This is a genomic window from Paenibacillus sp. VCA1 (assembly GCF_031583795.1).
In the GTDB taxonomy this organism is placed as follows: Bacteria; Bacillota; Bacilli; order Paenibacillales; family Paenibacillaceae; genus Paenibacillus_AQ; species Paenibacillus_AQ albilobatus.
The window spans coordinates 181,839-199,578 of sequence record NZ_JAVLSX010000004.1 but is presented as its reverse complement, the minus strand read 5'-3'; the positions used below and the strand labels follow the sequence as shown (position 1 = coordinate 199,578).

Here is a 17,740-nt window from a genome sequence, read left to right as displayed (position 1 = left end):
TTTATTCTTTAAAAGCCTTTTTACGGCGCTACCGTTAGCTTGCCCAATAGATAGATCAAAAGCTGCTGATTATGCGCGGAAATTCGCGACAAAACTCCTGCCAGAAACGCATCGCGGATCTGCAGGCCGCGTTCAACCTCGGCTCTCCCTTTATCCGAAATCGATACCCAAACGATCCGGCGGTCGTTGCCGTCGCGTTCGCGCCGAATCAAACCGTTTTTCTCCATCCGGTCGAGCAGCATCGTAACGGCCGCCGGGCTCGTCGCCAGCAGCGGCGTCAAGTCGGAAGGCTTCATCCGCTCGTTTTCGCCCAGCACCTCGAGAACGGCCAACTGAGCTTCGGTAAGCGCGGGAGCCAGTTCATTCTCCATATGCAATTTATAATCTTTGCTTAGTTTGGACCATATTTTCGCAAATTCGGAAGTATGCACGGGTTATACCTTCCTTTCGCAAGCAGTGTTTTACAGGATTAACTTTCGCGCATTTCAGTCCAATTCCTTCCGCGACCCCGAAAATTTTTTCAAAAAAACGGCCCCGACACCGTTCCACAAAAGCCGCGCCAGGCCTGGGATTCCGCCCAAAAAGGCATCGTTCGCTTTCGGGCGAAGATGCCTTTTTTCACGCCTTGACGCTAGCTTCGGACATGAAATGACGTCATGAAGTTTCCGCAAATGCCAACAGCGCCGTTATTTCATCCTTTTTCTCCAGGTGAACGAGCAATTTTCCTGTCGATTTGCGCTCGGCAATCGGTGCCTGCTCGGAGCTGAAGGCATAAGTTAAGCCGTCCCGTGTAATCGCGGTAATTTGCAGCGGCTCGCGGCAGTAAAACGCCCCGGCGATCCGGCTGCCGTTCGGTTTCACCCGCTTGCCTTCCTTGAATTCGAACGTCGCCAGCCCTTTGCCTCCCCGGCTTTGCGGCTGGTAATCCGCCAGGAGGGAACGTTTGCCGTAACCGAGGTCGGTCACAGTCAACACTTCCCCTTCATCCTCCTCAACCCATAAAGCGGCCACGACCTCGTCGCCGTCGCGTAGCTGGATGCCTTTGACGCCCGCCGAAACGCGGCCCATCGCATTGACCTCCTGCTCCTTAAAGCGGATGCTCATGCCTTCCATGCTTACAAGCAAAATGTCTTTGCTGCCGTCGCTCATCGTTACCGAGATGATCTCGTCCTCGGCGCCGACCTTGCAGGCTGCCACCGCGCTGGAGCGATTGGTCATATATTCCTTCAATTCCGTGCGTTTGACCTGCCCTTTTTTCGTGACGAACACGAGGGATCGGTTCGGTTCCTCAAAGTTGGCGACCGGGATCGCGTCGACGATCACGTCTTCCTTGGACAGCTGGATGACGTTGACGATCGCGGTCCCCGGATCCTTCCACTTGAATTCGGGAATCTGGTGAACCGGCAGCAGGAAATATTGGCCCTTTTGCGTGAAAATAAGCAAATTATCCAGCGTGTTGATTTCGAATACCTTGGAGATATGGTCTCCTTCCTTCACGCCGGAGCTGCTGATCTCGCCGCCGGACCGGGTAAAGGAAAGCATGCTTGTCCGTTTGATATAGCCGTCTTTCGACAGCGTCACCAGCACGTCCTCGGAGCTGACCATAACTTCCAGGTTGACCTTGATTTCCTCGACTTCTTCCTGAATGGAGCATCTACGGTCGATGCCGTATTTGTCGCGAATTTCCAGCAGCTCCTTGCGGATCAAGGCGATCAGCTTTTTGTCGCTTTCGAGGATGGCGCGATAGTTGTCGATTTTTTTCAGCAACTCATCAAGCTCTTTCTGCAGCGTCGTAATTTCCAGATTCGTCAAGCGGTACAGCTGCAAGGTCAATATCGCGTCCGCCTGTCGCTCCGTAAATCCGAACATCCACTGCAGGTTGTTTTGCGCGTCCTGGCGGTTTTTCGAGGCTTTGATGGCCGCGATAACTTCATCCAAAATGTTCAGCGCTTTAACGAGGCCTTCCAGCACATGGGCGCGGTCTTCGGCTTTTTCCAGTTCGAAACGCGTGCGGTTCGACACCACTTCGCGCTGGTGTTCGATGTACGCTTCCAGCATCGCTTTCAGTCCAAGCTGCTGCGGCGCTTTGTTGACGATCGACACCATGTTGAAGTTATACGTGACCTGAAGATCCGTCTTTTTCAGCAGGTAAGCCAAAATGCCCTGGGCATCCGCTTCCTTTTTGATTTCGACTACGATGCGCAAGCCGTCCCGTCCGCTTTCGTCGCGAACCTCGGCGATGCCTTCGATTTTTTTCTCGAGGCGGATGTTTTCCATTTGGGTGACAAGACGAGATTTTACAACCTGGTACGGTATTTCCGTCACCACGATTTGCTGCTTGCCGCCGCGCAGAAATTCGATGTCGGCTTTGGACCGGAGATAAATCCGTCCTTTCCCCGTCCGGTAAGCTTCCTTGATGCCTTCTTCGCCCATGATCAAACCGCCGGTCGGAAAATCCGGGCCCTTGATGAAGGTCATGATTTCTTCCAATTCGATTTCCGGCTTCTGCATCACCGCCACGCAGGCGTCGATGACTTCGCGTAAATTATGCGGCGGAATTTCCGTCGCAAAACCGGCTGAAATTCCGCTGACGCCGTTGACCAGCAGGTTCGGATACCGCGACGGCAGTACGACGGGTTCTTTCGCCGAATTATCGAAGTTGTCCTTGAACTGGACCGTCCGCTTGTCGATGTCGCGCAGCATTTCCAGCGCAATCGGCGACAGGCGCGCTTCGGTATAACGCATCGCCGCCGGCGGGTCATCGTCGATCGAACCCCAGTTGCCGTGGCCGTCGACAAGGACATGCCCCATTTTCCACGGCTGGGCCATCCGGACCATGCCGTCGTAAATGGACGAGTCTCCGTGAGGGTGGTAGTTCCCCATCACGTCGCCGACGGTTTTGGCCGATTTGCGGTACGCCTTGTCGGGCGTATTGCCCGATTCGTACATGGCGTACAAAATGCGGCGCTGAACCGGCTTCAATCCGTCGCGGACGTCGGGAATGGCGCGGTCTTGAATGATATATTTGGAATACCGGCCGAAGCGGTCGCCGACGACCTCTTCGAGATAAGCCGGCAGAAACTGTTCTGATAAACTCATCGATTCACCTTCTATTCCTCGAACTCTCTAAAGTCGACATTTTCCACGATCCAGCGCTTGCGCGGGTCGATCTTGTCGCCCATCAGCGTGGATACGCGGCGCTCCGCTTTCGCCGCATCTTCGATCTGCACCTGCAGCAGGGTGCGCGTTTCCGGATTCATGGTCGTCTCCCACAGCTGTTCGGGATTCATCTCGCCGAGACCTTTGTACCGCTGCAGCTCGTAATTTTTTCCGAATTCCTTCAAGTAATTTTGCAGCTGCTCGTCGCTGTAGGCGTACCGCACGGTTTCAAGCTTGCCCGACTTGCGCGAAATTTTGTACAGCGGCGGCTGGGCGATGTATACCCGGCCTTCGTCGATCAGCGGCTTCATGTAGCGGTAGAAGAACGTCAATAACAGCACTTGAATGTGCGCGCCGTCGGTATCGGCGTCCGTCATAATAATGATTTTGGAGTAATTGCTGTCTTCGATTTCGAACTCGGTTCCGATGCCCGCTCCGATCGCGTTAATGATCGTGCGGTATTCCTCGTTTTTCATGATATCGGCAAGCTTCGCTTTTTCCGGGTTCAGCGGTTTGCCCTTCAGGGGAAGGATCGCCTGAATCTTCGAGTCGCGCCCCTGTTTGGCCGACCCGCCGGCGGAGTTTCCTTCGACGACAAACAGCTCCGTACGGGTGAAGTCCTTGGATTGGGCCGGACTCAGTTTGCCCCCGAGGCTCGAGCCTTCGCTCCGCTTTTTCCCGCTGCGCATATCGTCGCGGGCTTTGCGCGCCGCCTCGCGCGCTTTGGACGCCTGGATCGCTTTTTTGATGAGCGTTTGGGCAACCTGCGGGTTTTCTTCGAGGAAAATCTGCATCTTTTCCGTCACGATCGCGTCCACGGTGCTGCGCGCCGAGGCGCTGCCCAATTGGTCTTTCGTTTGTCCCACGAATTCGACTTCGGCCATTTTGACGCTGATGACCGCCATCATGCCTTCGCGGAGATCATTGCCTTCCAGGTTTTTGTCCTTTTCTTTCAGCATGTGGTTTTTCCGGGCGTAATCGTTCATGATGCGCGTATAAGCGGTCTTGAACCCCGTTTCGTGCGTCCCACCGCCGCGCGTCGGGATCGAGTTGACGAACGATGCGAGCGTTTCGGTGTAACCCGCGTTGTATTGGAGCGCCACCTCGACCTCCACGTCGTCCTTTTCCCCGTAAAAATGAATGACGTCATGCAGCACGTCTTTGCCTTCGTTCAAAAATTCAACGAATTGGCTGGCGCCGCCTTCGTAATAAAACTCGTCCATCCGGTCGGTGCGCTCATCCTTGATGACGATGCGGAGGCCCGAATTCAGGAAGGCGATTTCCTGCAGCCGTTCGGCAAGCGTATCGTAGTTGAACTGAATCCCGCCGTGGAACACCCGGATGTCCGGTTTAAAGGTCACCTTGGTGCCGGTTTTGTTCGTATTGCCGAGCACTTCGAGCCCGGTGACAGGTTCGCCGACATGCTCCTTGCCGTTTTTGTCCTGCCAATATTCGAAGCGCTGCCGATGGATTTTGCCGTCGCGGTAAATCTCCACCTCGAGCCATTCGGAAAGCGCATTGGTTACCGACGCCCCGACGCCGTGCAGGCCGCCCGATTTTTTATATCCGCCGCCGCCGAATTTTCCTCCGGCGTGCAGGATGGTATATACGACTTGCGGCGTCGGGATTCCCGTTTTATGCATTCCCGTCGGAATGCCGCGTCCATTATCGACTACGGTGATGGAACCGTCTTTATGCAAAGTAAGATCAATTCTCGTGCAGTATTTGGCCAAATGCTCATCGACGGCATTATCCACGATTTCCCATACCAAATGATGAAGCCCCGATGAACTGGTGCTGCCAATATACATGCCTGGCCGTTTGCGTACCGCAACCAGGCCTTCGAGCACTTGAATGTCGTCTGCATCGTAACTGCCGCCGCTGGGCGCGCTGTTGTTATGGCCGTCTCCCGGCGGCTCTGCAAACATATCGATCTGCTCGACCATTCATGCTCCCCCTTTGTGCTTCTTTATGTAGGATATACCAAAATGCAAACAGATGTTTTGTTTTGTTATCCTTGTCCATTTTAATTCAAGATATCCCTTTTCGTAAAGACAAGGAATGAGATTATGATCGCGGCAACGGCCCATACGGACAACACTGCCAGCGAAAAAGCGAGGTTCATTCCCTCGATCGGGGCCGGCGTTCCGGACAGATAGTCCGTCAGCTCCAAATTGACCATAAACAGGTATTTCGCGCTTTTCCAGGCGGAGGCCATGTTGGTAAGGATCGTCCCGGCGATCAGCGCGGCCATCATGACCACGATGCTTGCCGCCGTGCTGCGGACGAGCACCGATACCATAAACGCGAGCGAGGCGACGACCAGGCTTACGAACCAGATCAGCCCGCCTTCCATCAGCAAATACATCCACTGGGGCACCGCGTGCACGGCGGTCATATCGACGTCGGACCCTTGAATCCGAAACCCGGTGAACACCGGAAATTCAAATCCTTTATACCCGAAAACAGCCCCTGAAATGACGTACGTGATCACAAAAGCGGACACGATGATCAGCGAAGAAAACATGTACAACGTGATCAGTTTGCTCAGCAGCACCTTCCACCTTTTGACCGGCCTCGTCAATAGCATTTTGATGGTGCCGCTCGTTCGTTCCCCGGATACTATATCGGAAGCGATCGCCATAATGAGTAGAGGAATGAACAAAGTTATGGAATTCGCCATAAACTCGCGCGTGAACGTGACGCCGTTCGGCTCGTTCGGGTTCACGTCATGCTCCAGGTAATACTGCAGCTGCTGCACGAAAATTTTCCGGAATTTCTTCCATTCGTCAGGCACCCTGTCGCTGCCGAGGGAATTTTCATTATCCGTAATTTGCTGCTGCACTTCAAGCCGCCAGTCGCCTTTGAACTTTTCCCTCGTTTGTTCAGCCGACCGCATCTGGGCATAGGTGAACATCGGAACCAGCACGAGCAGAATCAGCAAAATGACATAAAAGCGCTTCTTTTTGATAATTTTGATCGTCTCGTTTTGAATCAGGGGCAGCACGCTAATCAATACTCTCACCCTCCGTCATTTTCAGGAACAGCTGCTCGAGCGTCGGGTTGATTTTATGGACGCCGTGGATCCGAATGCCCGAAGCGACCAGATGCGCGACCGTTCCGGCGATAAGTTCTTCACTCATGACCGTTACGACCGATCCGGCGCCCATCCCGGCGATGATGGCGTCATCCAGCACCCGTTCAGCGTGTTCGATCACTTCGATTCCTTCGCGAAGCTCAAGCTCCCGCTTTCCCGCTTCGGCCGGCTCGAAATCCCAAATTACGTATTCCGCGTTGGCGGCCACAAGCTCGTTGACATCGCCCACCGCAAGCACCCGGCCGCGGCTGATGATAGCCACCCGGTCGCATAACAGCTGAATTTCGCTAAGCAGATGGCTGGATACAAACACGGCCAATCCCCCGTCCGCCAGCTCCCGGATAAATTGACGCAGCTCCTTGATTCCCTTCGGATCGAGCCCGTTTGTCGGCTCGTCGAGAATAAGCAGCTTCGGCCGGCCAAGCAGCGCTTGGGCGATGCCCAGCCGCTGACGCATCCCGAGCGAATAAGTTCTGACCTTGTCATGGATTCTCTGGTCCAGCCGGACGATATCCACCACTTCCTGTATCCGGCGGTTGTCGATGCCGGGCTGCATGCGCGCAAAATGCTCCAGATTCTCCCACCCGGTCAAATATGTGTACACTTCCGGATTTTCCACGATCGAGCCGACGAAACGAAGCGCTTGCTCCTGCTCCCGGTTCACGTCATAGCCGCATACTTTGATGACCCCGGCGCTCGGCTTGATCAAGTCTACAAGCATGCGGATCGTCGTCGTTTTGCCTGCGCCGTTCGGCCCTAAAAAACCGAATATTTCGCCTTCGCGGACATCGAAGGTCACATCTTCGATGATCCATTTTTTGCCGATCCTTTTTTTGACGTGTTCAACCGATAACACGATGGGTTGCCGCAGGTCCGAACCGTCCGTCAATGACATTCTCTCCTTCTCCTTTCCTCCGTATGCCGTGTCAGCGGATTGCCTGTACGATCCGGACGGCGATTTGCTGGTATCCGTCGCCGTTCGGATGGAAGTGATCCGACGACAAATACCGGTCCAAATGATGCTGGAAAATGTCAAAGGTAGGCACCAGCATCATATTGCCATATTTATTAATCGTGTCGAGCGCGGCTTGATTCCATTCCGCAACCGCCTCATTCCCGGGAAACTGAAGATCTTCGATGTCTCCGAACGGATTATACAGGCCGACGTAGACGATCAAGGCATTGGGATTGATCGCGCGGATCCGCTCCAAAATCGCTTTCAGCTGCGTCGATGCTTTGGGCAGTCCCTTTAACAGATCCTTCGGATCCAGTTCCTGCCCTTTGGCCGTCGAACTTGTACCGGCAATGCCCTTGGAGATGAGATCGGCCCCTTGGAAAAGATCGTTCCCTCCGATCGAAAGCAGAATCACATCGGCTTGTCCCAGCACGTATTTTGTTCCACGCTCCTCCAGTTTCGGCAGAAGGCCCGTCGTCGTAAGTCCGTTGATGCCCAGATTGTTCAGGAGGGTCGCCTTCCTGCCCCCCGATGACGACAGTTCCTTGATCGTCCGGCGCGCGAACCCCATGCCCGAATTGTCTCCCGTTCCTTTCGCCAAGGAATCGCCAAGGACCGCGAACTTCAGCTCTTTGGCTGTTTCGGGGTTCGAAGAGACCGTTCCCGTTTGCGGCTCGGCCGCCTTTGGACCCTGCTCTTTCACAGCCTGGGGATTCTGAATGTCTTTGACCGCATAAACGAAGCCGGCGAGCAGAAGCAGCGTAGCGAGCACGGATAAGATGCCGACGCTGCGCCAAATCCATTTCGATGAATTCACAACCGATCCCTCCATCAAGACGTTCTGCGATTCGTCATTTTTCCGACAAATGACATATGTAAATAAACATAAAACTTCTAGGACCAATTTGCAAATTCGGCCGCAATTTCCTTTCGTGCTGAACGAATGGCGAAAACCAGCAAAGATTCCTGTTGTCAACTTTTTGTGAACGTCTGGATTTTCGAAAAAAAAGGGCGTAGTATAATGAGTATAGGATTACGGGTTATTAGCTTAGCTGGCAGAGCAGCCGACTCTTAATCGGCAGGTCGCAGGTTCGAACCCTGCATAACCCATCATAACCATGGTGAATGAACCGGATGGAAGGCCATCCGGCTTTTTTCTGCTGCCGGCAAAAAAAGCCCGTTTCCCGAAGGAAACGGACTCGCCCATTAATTTATAAGATCGGTATCAGTTCGCGATAAATTCTTGTACCCAGTATCCGTTGTAGTAAGCCACGCCGATCGTGGTGTAGTTGCTGTTCAGGATGTTGGCGCGGTGTCCTTCGCTGTTCATCCATGCGTTCATGACGTCCGCAGGCGTTTTTTGCCCTTTGGCAATGTTTTCGCCCGCATAGCTGAACGAAATGCCGTATTTTTTCATCATATCGAACGGGGAACCGTACGTTGGCGAATTGTGGTCGAAATAGTTGTTGTTGCTCATGTCTTTCGCTTTATCCATCGCCATGTTGGACAGTTTGGCGTTTTCCGTCAAAGGTTTGAGGCCCGCTTTTGCACGCTCCTGGTTTACCAGTTTAACGACTTCGGCCGCATAAGCGGACTGGTTCGAGGTCGTTCCGGTCCCCGGCTTGGAAGTCGAAGAATCCGGTTTCGAAGTCTCAGGCTTGGATGGCTGAGGTTTGGTTGTTACCGGCTTCGAAGGCGTCGGATTCGTTTGCGGCTTCGAAGGCGTTGTAGGCGTCGGATTCGACGGCTGCGGTACGGTTACTTGTTGTCCTGTTCCCGGGTATTGGAATTGAAAGTTGAGTCCGTTGTTTTGCAGCCACTCTTGCAGATAGCTTTGCAGGTTTTGCAGGTCTTGGATGTTATTCGGTGCAGGTACGTAGTTTTGCTGGGCAGAAGCAGCCGATGCCGGACCTGCTCCAATCAGACCAACCGCTAAGACGCCGGCGCATGCCGTGCTGATCAAGGCTTTCATCACTTTATTGTTCTTCATGGATACATCTCCTTCTCATGGTGTCATTGCTAATACATGATCTGTCCAGGTTACAAACTTGTCATTTCTCACTCCCACATTGTAACATGGCTGTTTCTTTTGTGTAGTCCACAAATATTGGAAGCGAATTTCCAGACAACCTGCGATTCAACGCAAAAAACCGCAGCCATGCGGCTGCGGCAGTTCCATCCACCATGCACATTATTTCTTGGCTGCGTATTTGCGCATATCAAACGCAACGGCGGCGACGATGATCAATCCCTTAAAAATCAGCTGCCAATAAGGGCTGATCCCGATAAACGTCAGACCGTAGTTTATGATCGAAAATATCAGCACCCCAACCATCACTCCGGGCACCGTTCCGATGCCTCCCGTGGTGGACACGCCCCCGACAACGCAAGCAGCGATGGCGTCAAGCTCGTACATGTTGCCGTAGTTGTTTGTCGCGCCGCCGGTTCTGGACGCCTCGAGCACGCCTGCAAGGCCGTACAATGCCCCGGCGATCATGTAAATATAGATCAGGTTTTTGGCGACATGGATGCCGGAAACTTTGGCGGCTTGCACATTGCCGCCGATGGCGTACATGTTTTTGCCAAGCTTCGTTTTGTTGAAGATCACCCACACGATAAACGCCACGAAAATGGCGACCAGCACGATATACGGAACCGAAAAAGTGCCTGCACCGATCGATCCCGATCCGAAAGCTGTGAAATCTCGCCGAAGTCCGCCGATCGGCTGCGAGTTGTTCGGGTCCATGTCGAAGTACATCGAGTTGATCCCGTACACCGCGACCATCGTTCCAAGCGTGGCGATAAACGGCGGCACATTCAGCTTCGCGACGACCAGTCCGTTGACCAAACCGCAGACCAAACCGACGATGATCGCCAGCAAAATAGGGATAAATACGTTCAGATGCGGCAAGTCCGGGAAAAAGCGGTTGGCGTAGTTCTCGGTTTGAAGCATGGACGCGGAAACCACGGCGGTCAATCCGACGATCCGTCCTGCCGACAAGTCGGTGCCTGCGGTAATCAGAATAAATGCCACCCCAAGCGCGATGATGGCCCGCGTAGAGGACTGAATTAGGATATTCCGCAAGGAATCGATCGACAGAAACGACGGGTTGTAAATCGTGATTCCGATCACGAGCAGCACCAAAACGATATAAATCGCATATTGCGTCGTAAAGCTTTGAACGGCTTTTCCGCCGCCCATTTTTTTCATGCTCAGCATGGGTTCTTCCTCCTTCGCGTCCTAGGCATGCCGGGCGGCCAGCCGCATGATTTCTTCCTCCGAGGCGCTGCTTCCATCCAAAATTCCGGTAAGCCGTCCACCGGACATGACCATGATTCGGTCGGACATGCCGATCAGTTCGGGCATTTCGGAAGAAATCATGATGATGCTTTTTCCCTGCTTGGCGAGGTCTTTGATGATGGTGTAAATTTCGAACTTGGCCCCGACGTCGATGCCGCGCGTCGGCTCATCGAGCAGCAGGATGTCGGGATCCGTAAGGAGCCATCTTGCCAGAAGCACCTTTTGCTGGTTTCCGCCGGACAGATTCATGATGAGCGTGCGGGTCGTCGGCGTTTTGGTGCGCAGCTTCTCGACCATCAAATCCGCTTCTTTCTTTTTTTTGCGCCCGTCAAGAAAAAAAAGCAGCCTGCGATACCGGTTCAGATTGGCGATCGATGCGTTTTCGTGCACCGGCAGCACCGGAAAAATGCCCGTGACGCGGCGTTCTTCGGTCAACAGCGCCATCCCGTGCTTGATCGCGTCGCCCGGCGTATGGATCTTCACCTCTTTCCCCCGGATCAGTACCGTTCCGGATGCGATGCCCCGCAAACCGAAAAGGGCTTCGATCAGCTCGGTGCGCTGCGCGCCTACGAGACCCCCGATCCCCAAAATTTCGCCCTGCCGAAGCTGAAACGATATATCCTTAAAGGATGCGGGATGCGGTGAAGTGAGTCCGCGAACCTCCAGCAGCACTTCGCCGGGCGCGTGATCGCGGTCGGGAAAACGCTGCGTCAAATCGCGGCCGACCATCTTCGAAATCATCAGGTCCGTGGTCAACTCGCTTGCCGGCCAGGTGCCGATTTTTTGCCCGTCGCGCATGATCGTCACTTCATCGCAAATGCTCAAAATTTCTTCCATTTTGTGCGAAATATAGATGATGGCGACGCCCCGTTTTTTTAAATCCCGGATCATCCGGAACAAATGCTCGACTTCTACGCTTGTCAACGAGGAAGTCGGTTCGTCCATAATGATGATCTTCGACTGGTAGGAAACGGCTTTGGCGATTTCGATCGATTGGACTTTGGACACCGACAGCCTGCCGACGATCATATTCGGATCCACGTCCATATCCAGCTGCTTGAAAAGCTCTTTCGTATCCTTGTACATTTGCTTATGGTCAATGAACCGGAACGGGAAAAAGCCTTTGGTCGGAAACCGTCCCAGCCAAATATTTTCCATGACATTTCGGAACGGCACCGGATGAAGCTCCTGATGGATCATGGAAATGCCGTAACCGAGCGCATCTTTCGAACTTTGGATTTGCACCTTTTCTCCGTCCAGGACGATTTCGCCCGCATCCGGCGCGTAAATCCCGTAGAGGCATTTCATCAGCGTCGATTTTCCGGCGCCGTTTTCCCCCATCAGGGCATGCACCGAACCGGGCCGCACCTTAAACGTGACGTCATCAAGCGCCTTAACCCCGGGGAATTCCTTGGATATTCCGTTCATCTCGAGCACATATTCATGCCGTGCCATATTGCCTTGCCCCCCGCTGCCCGACTGCGCCGGACGGCAGCGGCACCGCCGCCCGGCAAGCCGGTTTTTCGCATTTGCGTTAGCTGCAAAAACCGCGTTATTTCGCGTCGTTGATGTTGTCCTTCGTAATTTTTTTGTATGGAATCCACACGTATTGGTTATCCGTAATATCAAAGCCGATGTTGTCCTTTGAAGGCGTTTCGCCTTTGGCCAGCACCGTCGCCAGCGCCACGGCGGCCTTGCCCTGATTGTTTGCGTCGTTCAGCACCGTGCCAAGCAGCGTTCCTTCTTCCAATGCCTGAAGCGCGGGAGCCGTTGCGTCTACGCCGACGACCGGCATCGTTTTGCCGTCCTTGAAATAGCCGGCCGCTTTCAGCGCTTCGATCGCCCCCAGAGCCATGTCGTCGTTGTTCGCCAACACGGCTTCGATGCCGTCGCCGTGCGCTCCGAGGAAAGCCGCCATCTTCTCTTGGCCTTTGACGCGGTCCCACATCGCGGTGTCCTCTTCCACCTTTTGGACTTTGATGCCGGCTTTTTCGATCGCCTCAATGGAATATTTGGTGCGCAGCTCGGCATCCTGGTGGCCCGGTTCGCCTTTTAGCATGACGTACTGCAGCACGCCGTCCTTGTTTTTGTCCGCTTCCGGGTGGGCCTTCCAATAATCGGCGATCAGTTCGCCGGACATCGTGCCGGATTCTTCCGCTTTCGCGCCGACGTAATAAACCTTGTCCCATTTTTTCATGTCCTCGGGAAGCGGTTCGCGGTTCAGGAACACCACCGGCGTGTTCGCCGCTTTCGCCTTGTCGATAATGACGCCGGCCGCCGTGCGGTCTACCGGGTTAATCACCAGCGCATCCGTCTTTTTCGATATGAACAAGTCCACTTTGTCGTTTTGCGTCGGTTGGGAATTTTGGCTGTCTACGATTTCCACCTTCGCTTTCCCTTCGGCGTTCGATTTGATCGCGTTGCGCACGCCCGTCATGAAGGTATCGTCAAATTTGTAGATCGCTACGCCGATGGACGGTTCTTTTCCGCCGCTTTCGCTTTTGCCGCCCTCCGCGGTTTTTTCGCCGCTCGAGCAGCCGGCCATGACGGTCCCCAGCAAAGCGCCCGCAAGCAGTACGGAAGTGATTTTTTTCATCGTGTTCGTGACCTCCTCTTATGTTTCGTTATGCTGCATCCCTTGGATACGTTTTCATTATGCCGAAGCCGCCTTCCGATTCGAATATAAAATTCTCATCAGTTCTATGAAAATTCTCATGCGTTAAGCGATACGCTTAACCGATATTCGTTTCATTTGACAAACGGAAACAAAAGCTTTTGATTTTCCGGCCACAGCATGTTGTCGAGATCGATCAGCTTCGAGCGGGTATCCACCCTTTCCGGGACCTCGATGCCTTCCAACGCTTGAACCGCCAGCTGGACGGCCAAATATCCGTTATTAAACGGGTTTTGGATGACGGTCCCCTGCACGACTCCTTCCTGCAGAAGCTCCATCACTTTTGCCGGGCTGTCGAACGTGACCAGTTTGATTTTTTCCCCGTACCCAAGCTTTTGAATTTCTTCGGCCGTCCCGATGGAAGCCACTTCGTTCAACGCCACGATGCCGCTTAGTTCGGGGTGTTTAGCAATCATTTTGCGGGTCAGTCGGCGGGCTTCCGCCTCGTCCGATTGGCAGTATTCGACGTCCACGATCTCGACTCCCGGAAAACGGGCAGCGTAGTCCATGAATCCTTCTTCCCGTTCGTCGGCGTTTTTCGCGCCTTGCACGAAGTTCATCACGCCGATCCGAGCGTTCTCTCCCGTCAGCTTGATCAGCCGTTCGGCCGCTTTTTGCCCCGCTTCGTAGTTGTTCGTCCCGACAAAAGATTTGACCCGCGCCGAAGCCACCTCCGAATCCATGGAAATGACCGGGATTTTGTAATAGGCCGCGCGATCCGTCACCTGGGCCAGCTTCATATAGTCGCTTGCGGATAAAATGATGGCATCGGCCTGGTTTTGGATCGATTCGTCCACCAGCCGGATTTGTTCATCGATATCGTTTTCGGAACGGGGCGCTTTAAACGTAATCGTCACGTTATATTCCTTGGCGGCGACCTCGGCGCCCATCTTGACCGTTTTCCAGAAGTCGCCGTGGTCCATTTTGACGATCATGTCCACGTTTCTCGGTTTATCCAGCGCATGGAGACCCGGTTCCTCCCCGGTGCATGCGGACAACGCCGCGGCCAGGCATATCAGCAGCACGCCAACGATTGTTTTTCTGTCCAACCTTGTCATGATATCCCCCTTTCCTGCAGCTTTTCTTCGCTTTGTTCCGCAGGCAGCGTTATGGTCACCGTCGTGCCTTCTTCAAGCTCGCTTTCGAAGCTGAGTCCGTAGGTTTTGCCGTAATACAGGCGGATCCGTTCGTTGACGTTTTTGACGCCGACGCCCGAGCCCCCGCTCCGTACGCCGCCGCTCAACAGCTGTTCCATGACCTGTTTCGTCATGCCCAGCCCGTTATCTGACACTTTCATCGTCAACCGATCGTCCGCGGCCGCGGCCGTAATGCGAATAAAACCCGCATCCTGCATCTTTTCGATCCCGTGAACGATCGCGTTTTCCGCGATGGGCTGGAGGATCAGCTTCAGCGTCTTGCAGCTCGCCGCCTTTTCGTCGCATTCGATGCTGAAATCGAATTTGTTTTTGAAGCGTATTTTTTGGATGATCAAATAATGCCGCACATGCTCAAGCTCTTCTTCGACCGTAATGATGTTTTTGCCCCTGCTCAGGCTGATCCGGAAAAATTTCGAAAGCGACGTGATCGTGGCGATGATCTCTTCTTTTTTTCCTCTTTCCGCCAAGCGGATGACCGAATTCAGCGTGTTATACAAAAAATGGGGGTTGATCTGGGACTGCAGCACGTCAAGCTCGCTTTTGCGTTTCGCTTCCTGTTCGTAAATGATTTGGTCCATCAGCTGGCGGATCCGGTGCAGCATAAAGTTGAACCGTTTCGACAACTGCACGACTTCGTGGGCGCCGCTGACGTGGATCGGCGTGCTGAAATCACCCTGCCCGGCGCTTTGCACCGATTGTTCCAGCTTAAGCAGCGGCTGCGATATTTTGGCGGATACAAAAAAGGCCAACACGGCGACCGCGGCGCAAATGACCAGAAGAAACCAGAAAACGAAACGGTTCAAATCCCTTTGAGTCGTCACGATTTCATCCGGGTAAGCGACGCCGACGATTTTCCAGCGGATCGGATCGACGGTCCGGACCGTAATATAGCGCTGTTCGCCGGTCGATTTATCCGTATAGCTGCCGTATGCATAATCAAAAACCGGCTCCAGGTTTTCGTATTTCAACCCTGCGTAAATGAGCTGCTGCTGAGGATGGTATACAAGGTTGCCCAGATCGTCGATGATGTAGGCATATCCTCTTTTGCCCAAACTGACTTTGCGGCTGAGCTCGTCGATCGTGCGGAAGTTGACGTCCACCAGCAAAACGCCTTGTTTTGTCACGCCGTTTTCCTTGTACTTCACCATCCGGCTAAGCGAAACGACCCATTTGTATTGGCCCTTATACAGATTTTGAATATGGGGTGCGGAAAATGAAAGCTTTTGCGGCCGGGCGTGGGCCGATTCAAACCAGCTTTGCGTTTCCAAGAGCGTGTTGCGGCGCATGTCCAGATCGGGAACGTCCATGACCAATTTGCCTGTCGGTGTGAACAACCCCAGGGACACCAAATCCTCGCGGGTCCGGAGCAGCGTTGCCAGTTGTTCCCGCAAAACGGGGCTCGATATGTCGGGGGTTTCGTTGATCTGGTCCTCGACAACCTCATAGATGTCCTGCATGCCTTTGACGTACAGCTCCAAATGGTAGCTTACCTGCTCAATGATCTGCCGGATGTTGAGATAAGCATTTTCTTCGGCCGTTTTGGAAAATTTGTTGTACAGCATAAAACTGACGGCGACGACGACAAAAATCGTCATGAGCGTAAACGTGACGGTAATGATCGTTTGAATGCTTCGCAGCTTAAATATGAGGCCGATGCGGGGGAGGCGAAGCAGCTTCGGTTTGCTTTCGATTTTCAACGGATCTCGACACCTCCGTTCCCGTTCCGGTATTCCCTTGGCGACAGCCCGAATTGTTTGCGGAAACAGAAGCTGAAGTAATTCGGGTCCGAAAATCCGACGGCCTCGGCGATCTCAAACGCCTTCATGTCCGACGAACGCAGCATCTCTTTCGCCGCTTCCATGCGGATGTGCATCAAGTAGTTGACGAAGGTCGTTTTCGTTTCTTTTTTGAAAATGCTGCTGAAATACCCGGTGCTGATGTGCAGATGGCTGCACACGGTACTGATCGACAGATCGCTGTCCCGGAAATGCCGCTGAATATACGCCTTGGCCGATTCGACCAGCAGGTTATACCCGGTCTGCCGACCTTGAACGATAAAGCCCATAAGCTTCCGGCAAATGCCTCCGATCCATCGTCTGACGTCCCCGATATGGTTGTATTTATAGATCTCCGCAAACGGGTACGCCCCCTCTCCGAACAGATGATCCGGCTCGACGCCGAATTCCTTCGCAACCTTCATTACGCAGGCGAGAATTTCCATCAAATACACCTGGCATTCCTGAACGGATAGCTGGCCGGCCTGGATACCGTTGAAAAAGCCGTCCAAAAGCGCATCGAGTTCATCCGGGGTTCCCACTTTTAGGCAGCGGATAAAAGACTTTTCCTGAAGTTCGTCGAAATTGAGCGGGTCGGTGCGTTCCGTTTCGATATCGGCGATCCAGATCACCCGGTCGTTCCCGAGAATCAGCCTGTAGTCTAGCGCCTGCATCGCTTTGCGGTAGGATTGGTGAATCTCTCCGGGTTTTGCGCATACCGTCCCGGCGCCGGCCGTGAGCGTCAGCTTCAAAAATTTGGATGCGCTGAGGCGGATTTCGTCAAGTACCGCCAGCGTTTGCTGCGCCGCCAGTTCAGCGTCCGGATCGGGGGAAGCGGTCAGCAGCACGCAATCCTCCGCGTGAATGAACACGCTAAAACCGCCATGGCGGCTGACAATTTCTTCAGCAACGTTCAATACGGCAAACAATTGAAGATAACGGTCCTCCGAATATTTGAGCGAGAAGGCCGCTTCCGAATGGTTTTTAACAGCCCCCTCGTCCTGGTGGACGTAATCCACCCGAAGCACGGAAGCCATAAAGCTGCGACCGGTCAATTCGACGCCGTAGCTGCCGCATTTTTCGCGAATTTCTTCGTCCGCCATGCTCCGCGTGACGAGCTGGGACAAAAAAAGCCCCTTCAGCACGGGAATGCTTTTGCGGTAATGTTCCTTCAGCACATGTACGTTTTCTTTTTCAGCTTGTTCCTCGTCCATTTGCCTGCGGACTTTGAGGAGCACCTCGACGAGTTCCTGCGATGAAAAAGGCTTAAGCACGTATTCGTCGATATGGAGCTTGATCGCTTTTTGCGCGTATTCGAATTCGTCATACCCCGTCAAAATGATGATTTTCGTCGACCGGTACCGTTCCTTGATCCACGCCGCCAGCTCCAGGCCGTCCATAAACGGCATTTGGATGTCGGTCACCACCACGTCTGGGATCTGCCTCTCGAACAGTTCCGCCGCTTCCCTGCCGTTTTCGGCCGTGTCCACGACCTGGAAACCATGGCTTGCCCAATCGATTTCCCATGCCAATCCTTCCCTTACGTCTGCTTCGTCTTCCACCAGCAACAGCTTGTACATCATTTTCCATCCACCTTCGTTACAGATTTAATACAGGCTAAC

13 protein-coding genes and 1 tRNA gene are annotated in these 17,740 nt (G+C 53.6%); 1 reads left to right on the top strand and 13 read right to left on the bottom strand.

Annotated features, from left to right (window positions below; all coding sequences use genetic code 11):
• Positions 1-20: 20 nt before the first annotated feature.
• The 6 genes from RJP21_RS10130 to RJP21_RS10105 form a co-directional block, all read right to left on the bottom strand.
• On the bottom strand, positions 21-431 hold the full coding sequence (locus RJP21_RS10130; protein WP_160041494.1) for a MarR family winged helix-turn-helix transcriptional regulator: 411 nt from the start codon (positions 429-431) through the stop codon (positions 21-23).
• Between the two features lie 223 nt (positions 432-654).
• The gene (gene gyrA, locus RJP21_RS10125; protein WP_160041492.1) at positions 655-3,099 is read right to left on the bottom strand and encodes a DNA gyrase subunit A; all 2,445 of its coding nucleotides are present in this window, start codon (positions 3,097-3,099) and stop codon (positions 655-657) included.
• Between the two features lie 11 nt (positions 3,100-3,110).
• Positions 3,111-5,105: a DNA topoisomerase IV subunit B gene (parE, locus tag RJP21_RS10120; protein ID WP_160041490.1), complete on the bottom strand. Its 1,995-nt coding sequence runs from the start codon at positions 5,103-5,105 to the stop codon at positions 3,111-3,113.
• A gap of 80 nt (positions 5,106-5,185) precedes the next feature.
• Positions 5,186-6,175, bottom strand: coding sequence for an ABC transporter permease (locus RJP21_RS10115; RefSeq protein WP_310859458.1), 990 nt, complete (start codon positions 6,173-6,175; stop codon positions 5,186-5,188).
• Complete coding sequence (locus tag RJP21_RS10110; RefSeq protein ID WP_310859156.1) at positions 6,168-7,151, bottom strand: ABC transporter ATP-binding protein; 984 nt, start codon at positions 7,149-7,151, stop codon at positions 6,168-6,170. The genes RJP21_RS10115 and RJP21_RS10110 overlap by 8 nt, the downstream gene beginning before the upstream one ends.
• A 31-nt stretch (positions 7,152-7,182) precedes the next feature.
• Positions 7,183-8,028, bottom strand: coding sequence for a GDSL-type esterase/lipase family protein (locus RJP21_RS10105; protein ID WP_310859155.1), 846 nt, complete (start codon positions 8,026-8,028; stop codon positions 7,183-7,185).
• Between the two features lie 220 nt (positions 8,029-8,248).
• On the opposite strand from RJP21_RS10105, the gene RJP21_RS10100 reads away from it, so the two are divergent.
• Positions 8,249-8,321 (top strand) — tRNA-Lys (locus tag RJP21_RS10100).
• Between the two features lie 115 nt (positions 8,322-8,436).
• On the opposite strand, the gene RJP21_RS10095 is transcribed toward RJP21_RS10100, so the two are convergent.
• The 7 genes from RJP21_RS10095 to RJP21_RS10065 all read right to left on the bottom strand — a co-directional run bounded on the left by RJP21_RS10095 (position 8,437) and on the right by RJP21_RS10065 (position 17,701).
• Positions 8,437-9,201 carry a CAP domain-containing protein gene (locus RJP21_RS10095; protein WP_310859154.1) on the bottom strand — a complete coding sequence of 255 codons (765 nt, stop codon included), beginning with the start codon at positions 9,199-9,201 and terminating at the stop codon, positions 8,437-8,439.
• A gap of 201 nt (positions 9,202-9,402) precedes the next feature.
• Complete coding sequence (mglC, locus tag RJP21_RS10090; protein WP_397386202.1) at positions 9,403-10,431, bottom strand: galactose/methyl galactoside ABC transporter permease MglC; 1,029 nt, start codon at positions 10,429-10,431, stop codon at positions 9,403-9,405.
• Between the two features lie 21 nt (positions 10,432-10,452).
• Positions 10,453-11,967, bottom strand: coding sequence for a sugar ABC transporter ATP-binding protein (locus tag RJP21_RS10085; protein WP_310859153.1), 1,515 nt, complete (start codon positions 11,965-11,967; stop codon positions 10,453-10,455).
• Between the two features lie 97 nt (positions 11,968-12,064).
• Positions 12,065-13,108: a galactose ABC transporter substrate-binding protein gene (locus tag RJP21_RS10080; RefSeq protein ID WP_310859152.1), complete on the bottom strand. Its 1,044-nt coding sequence runs from the start codon at positions 13,106-13,108 to the stop codon at positions 12,065-12,067.
• Between the two features lie 152 nt (positions 13,109-13,260).
• Positions 13,261-14,244 (bottom strand): substrate-binding domain-containing protein, encoded by a 984-nt coding sequence (locus RJP21_RS10075; RefSeq protein WP_310859151.1) that lies wholly within the window; start codon positions 14,242-14,244, stop codon positions 13,261-13,263.
• A complete protein-coding gene (locus tag RJP21_RS10070) occupies positions 14,241-15,938 on the bottom strand; it encodes a sensor histidine kinase (RefSeq protein ID WP_310859456.1) in 1,698 nt (565 codons plus the stop codon). Before RJP21_RS10070 ends, RJP21_RS10075 begins: the two co-directional genes overlap by 4 nt.
• A gap of 98 nt (positions 15,939-16,036) precedes the next feature.
• Positions 16,037-17,701, bottom strand: coding sequence for a response regulator (locus tag RJP21_RS10065; protein ID WP_310859150.1), 1,665 nt, complete (start codon positions 17,699-17,701; stop codon positions 16,037-16,039).
• Positions 17,702-17,740: the final 39 nt, after the last annotated feature.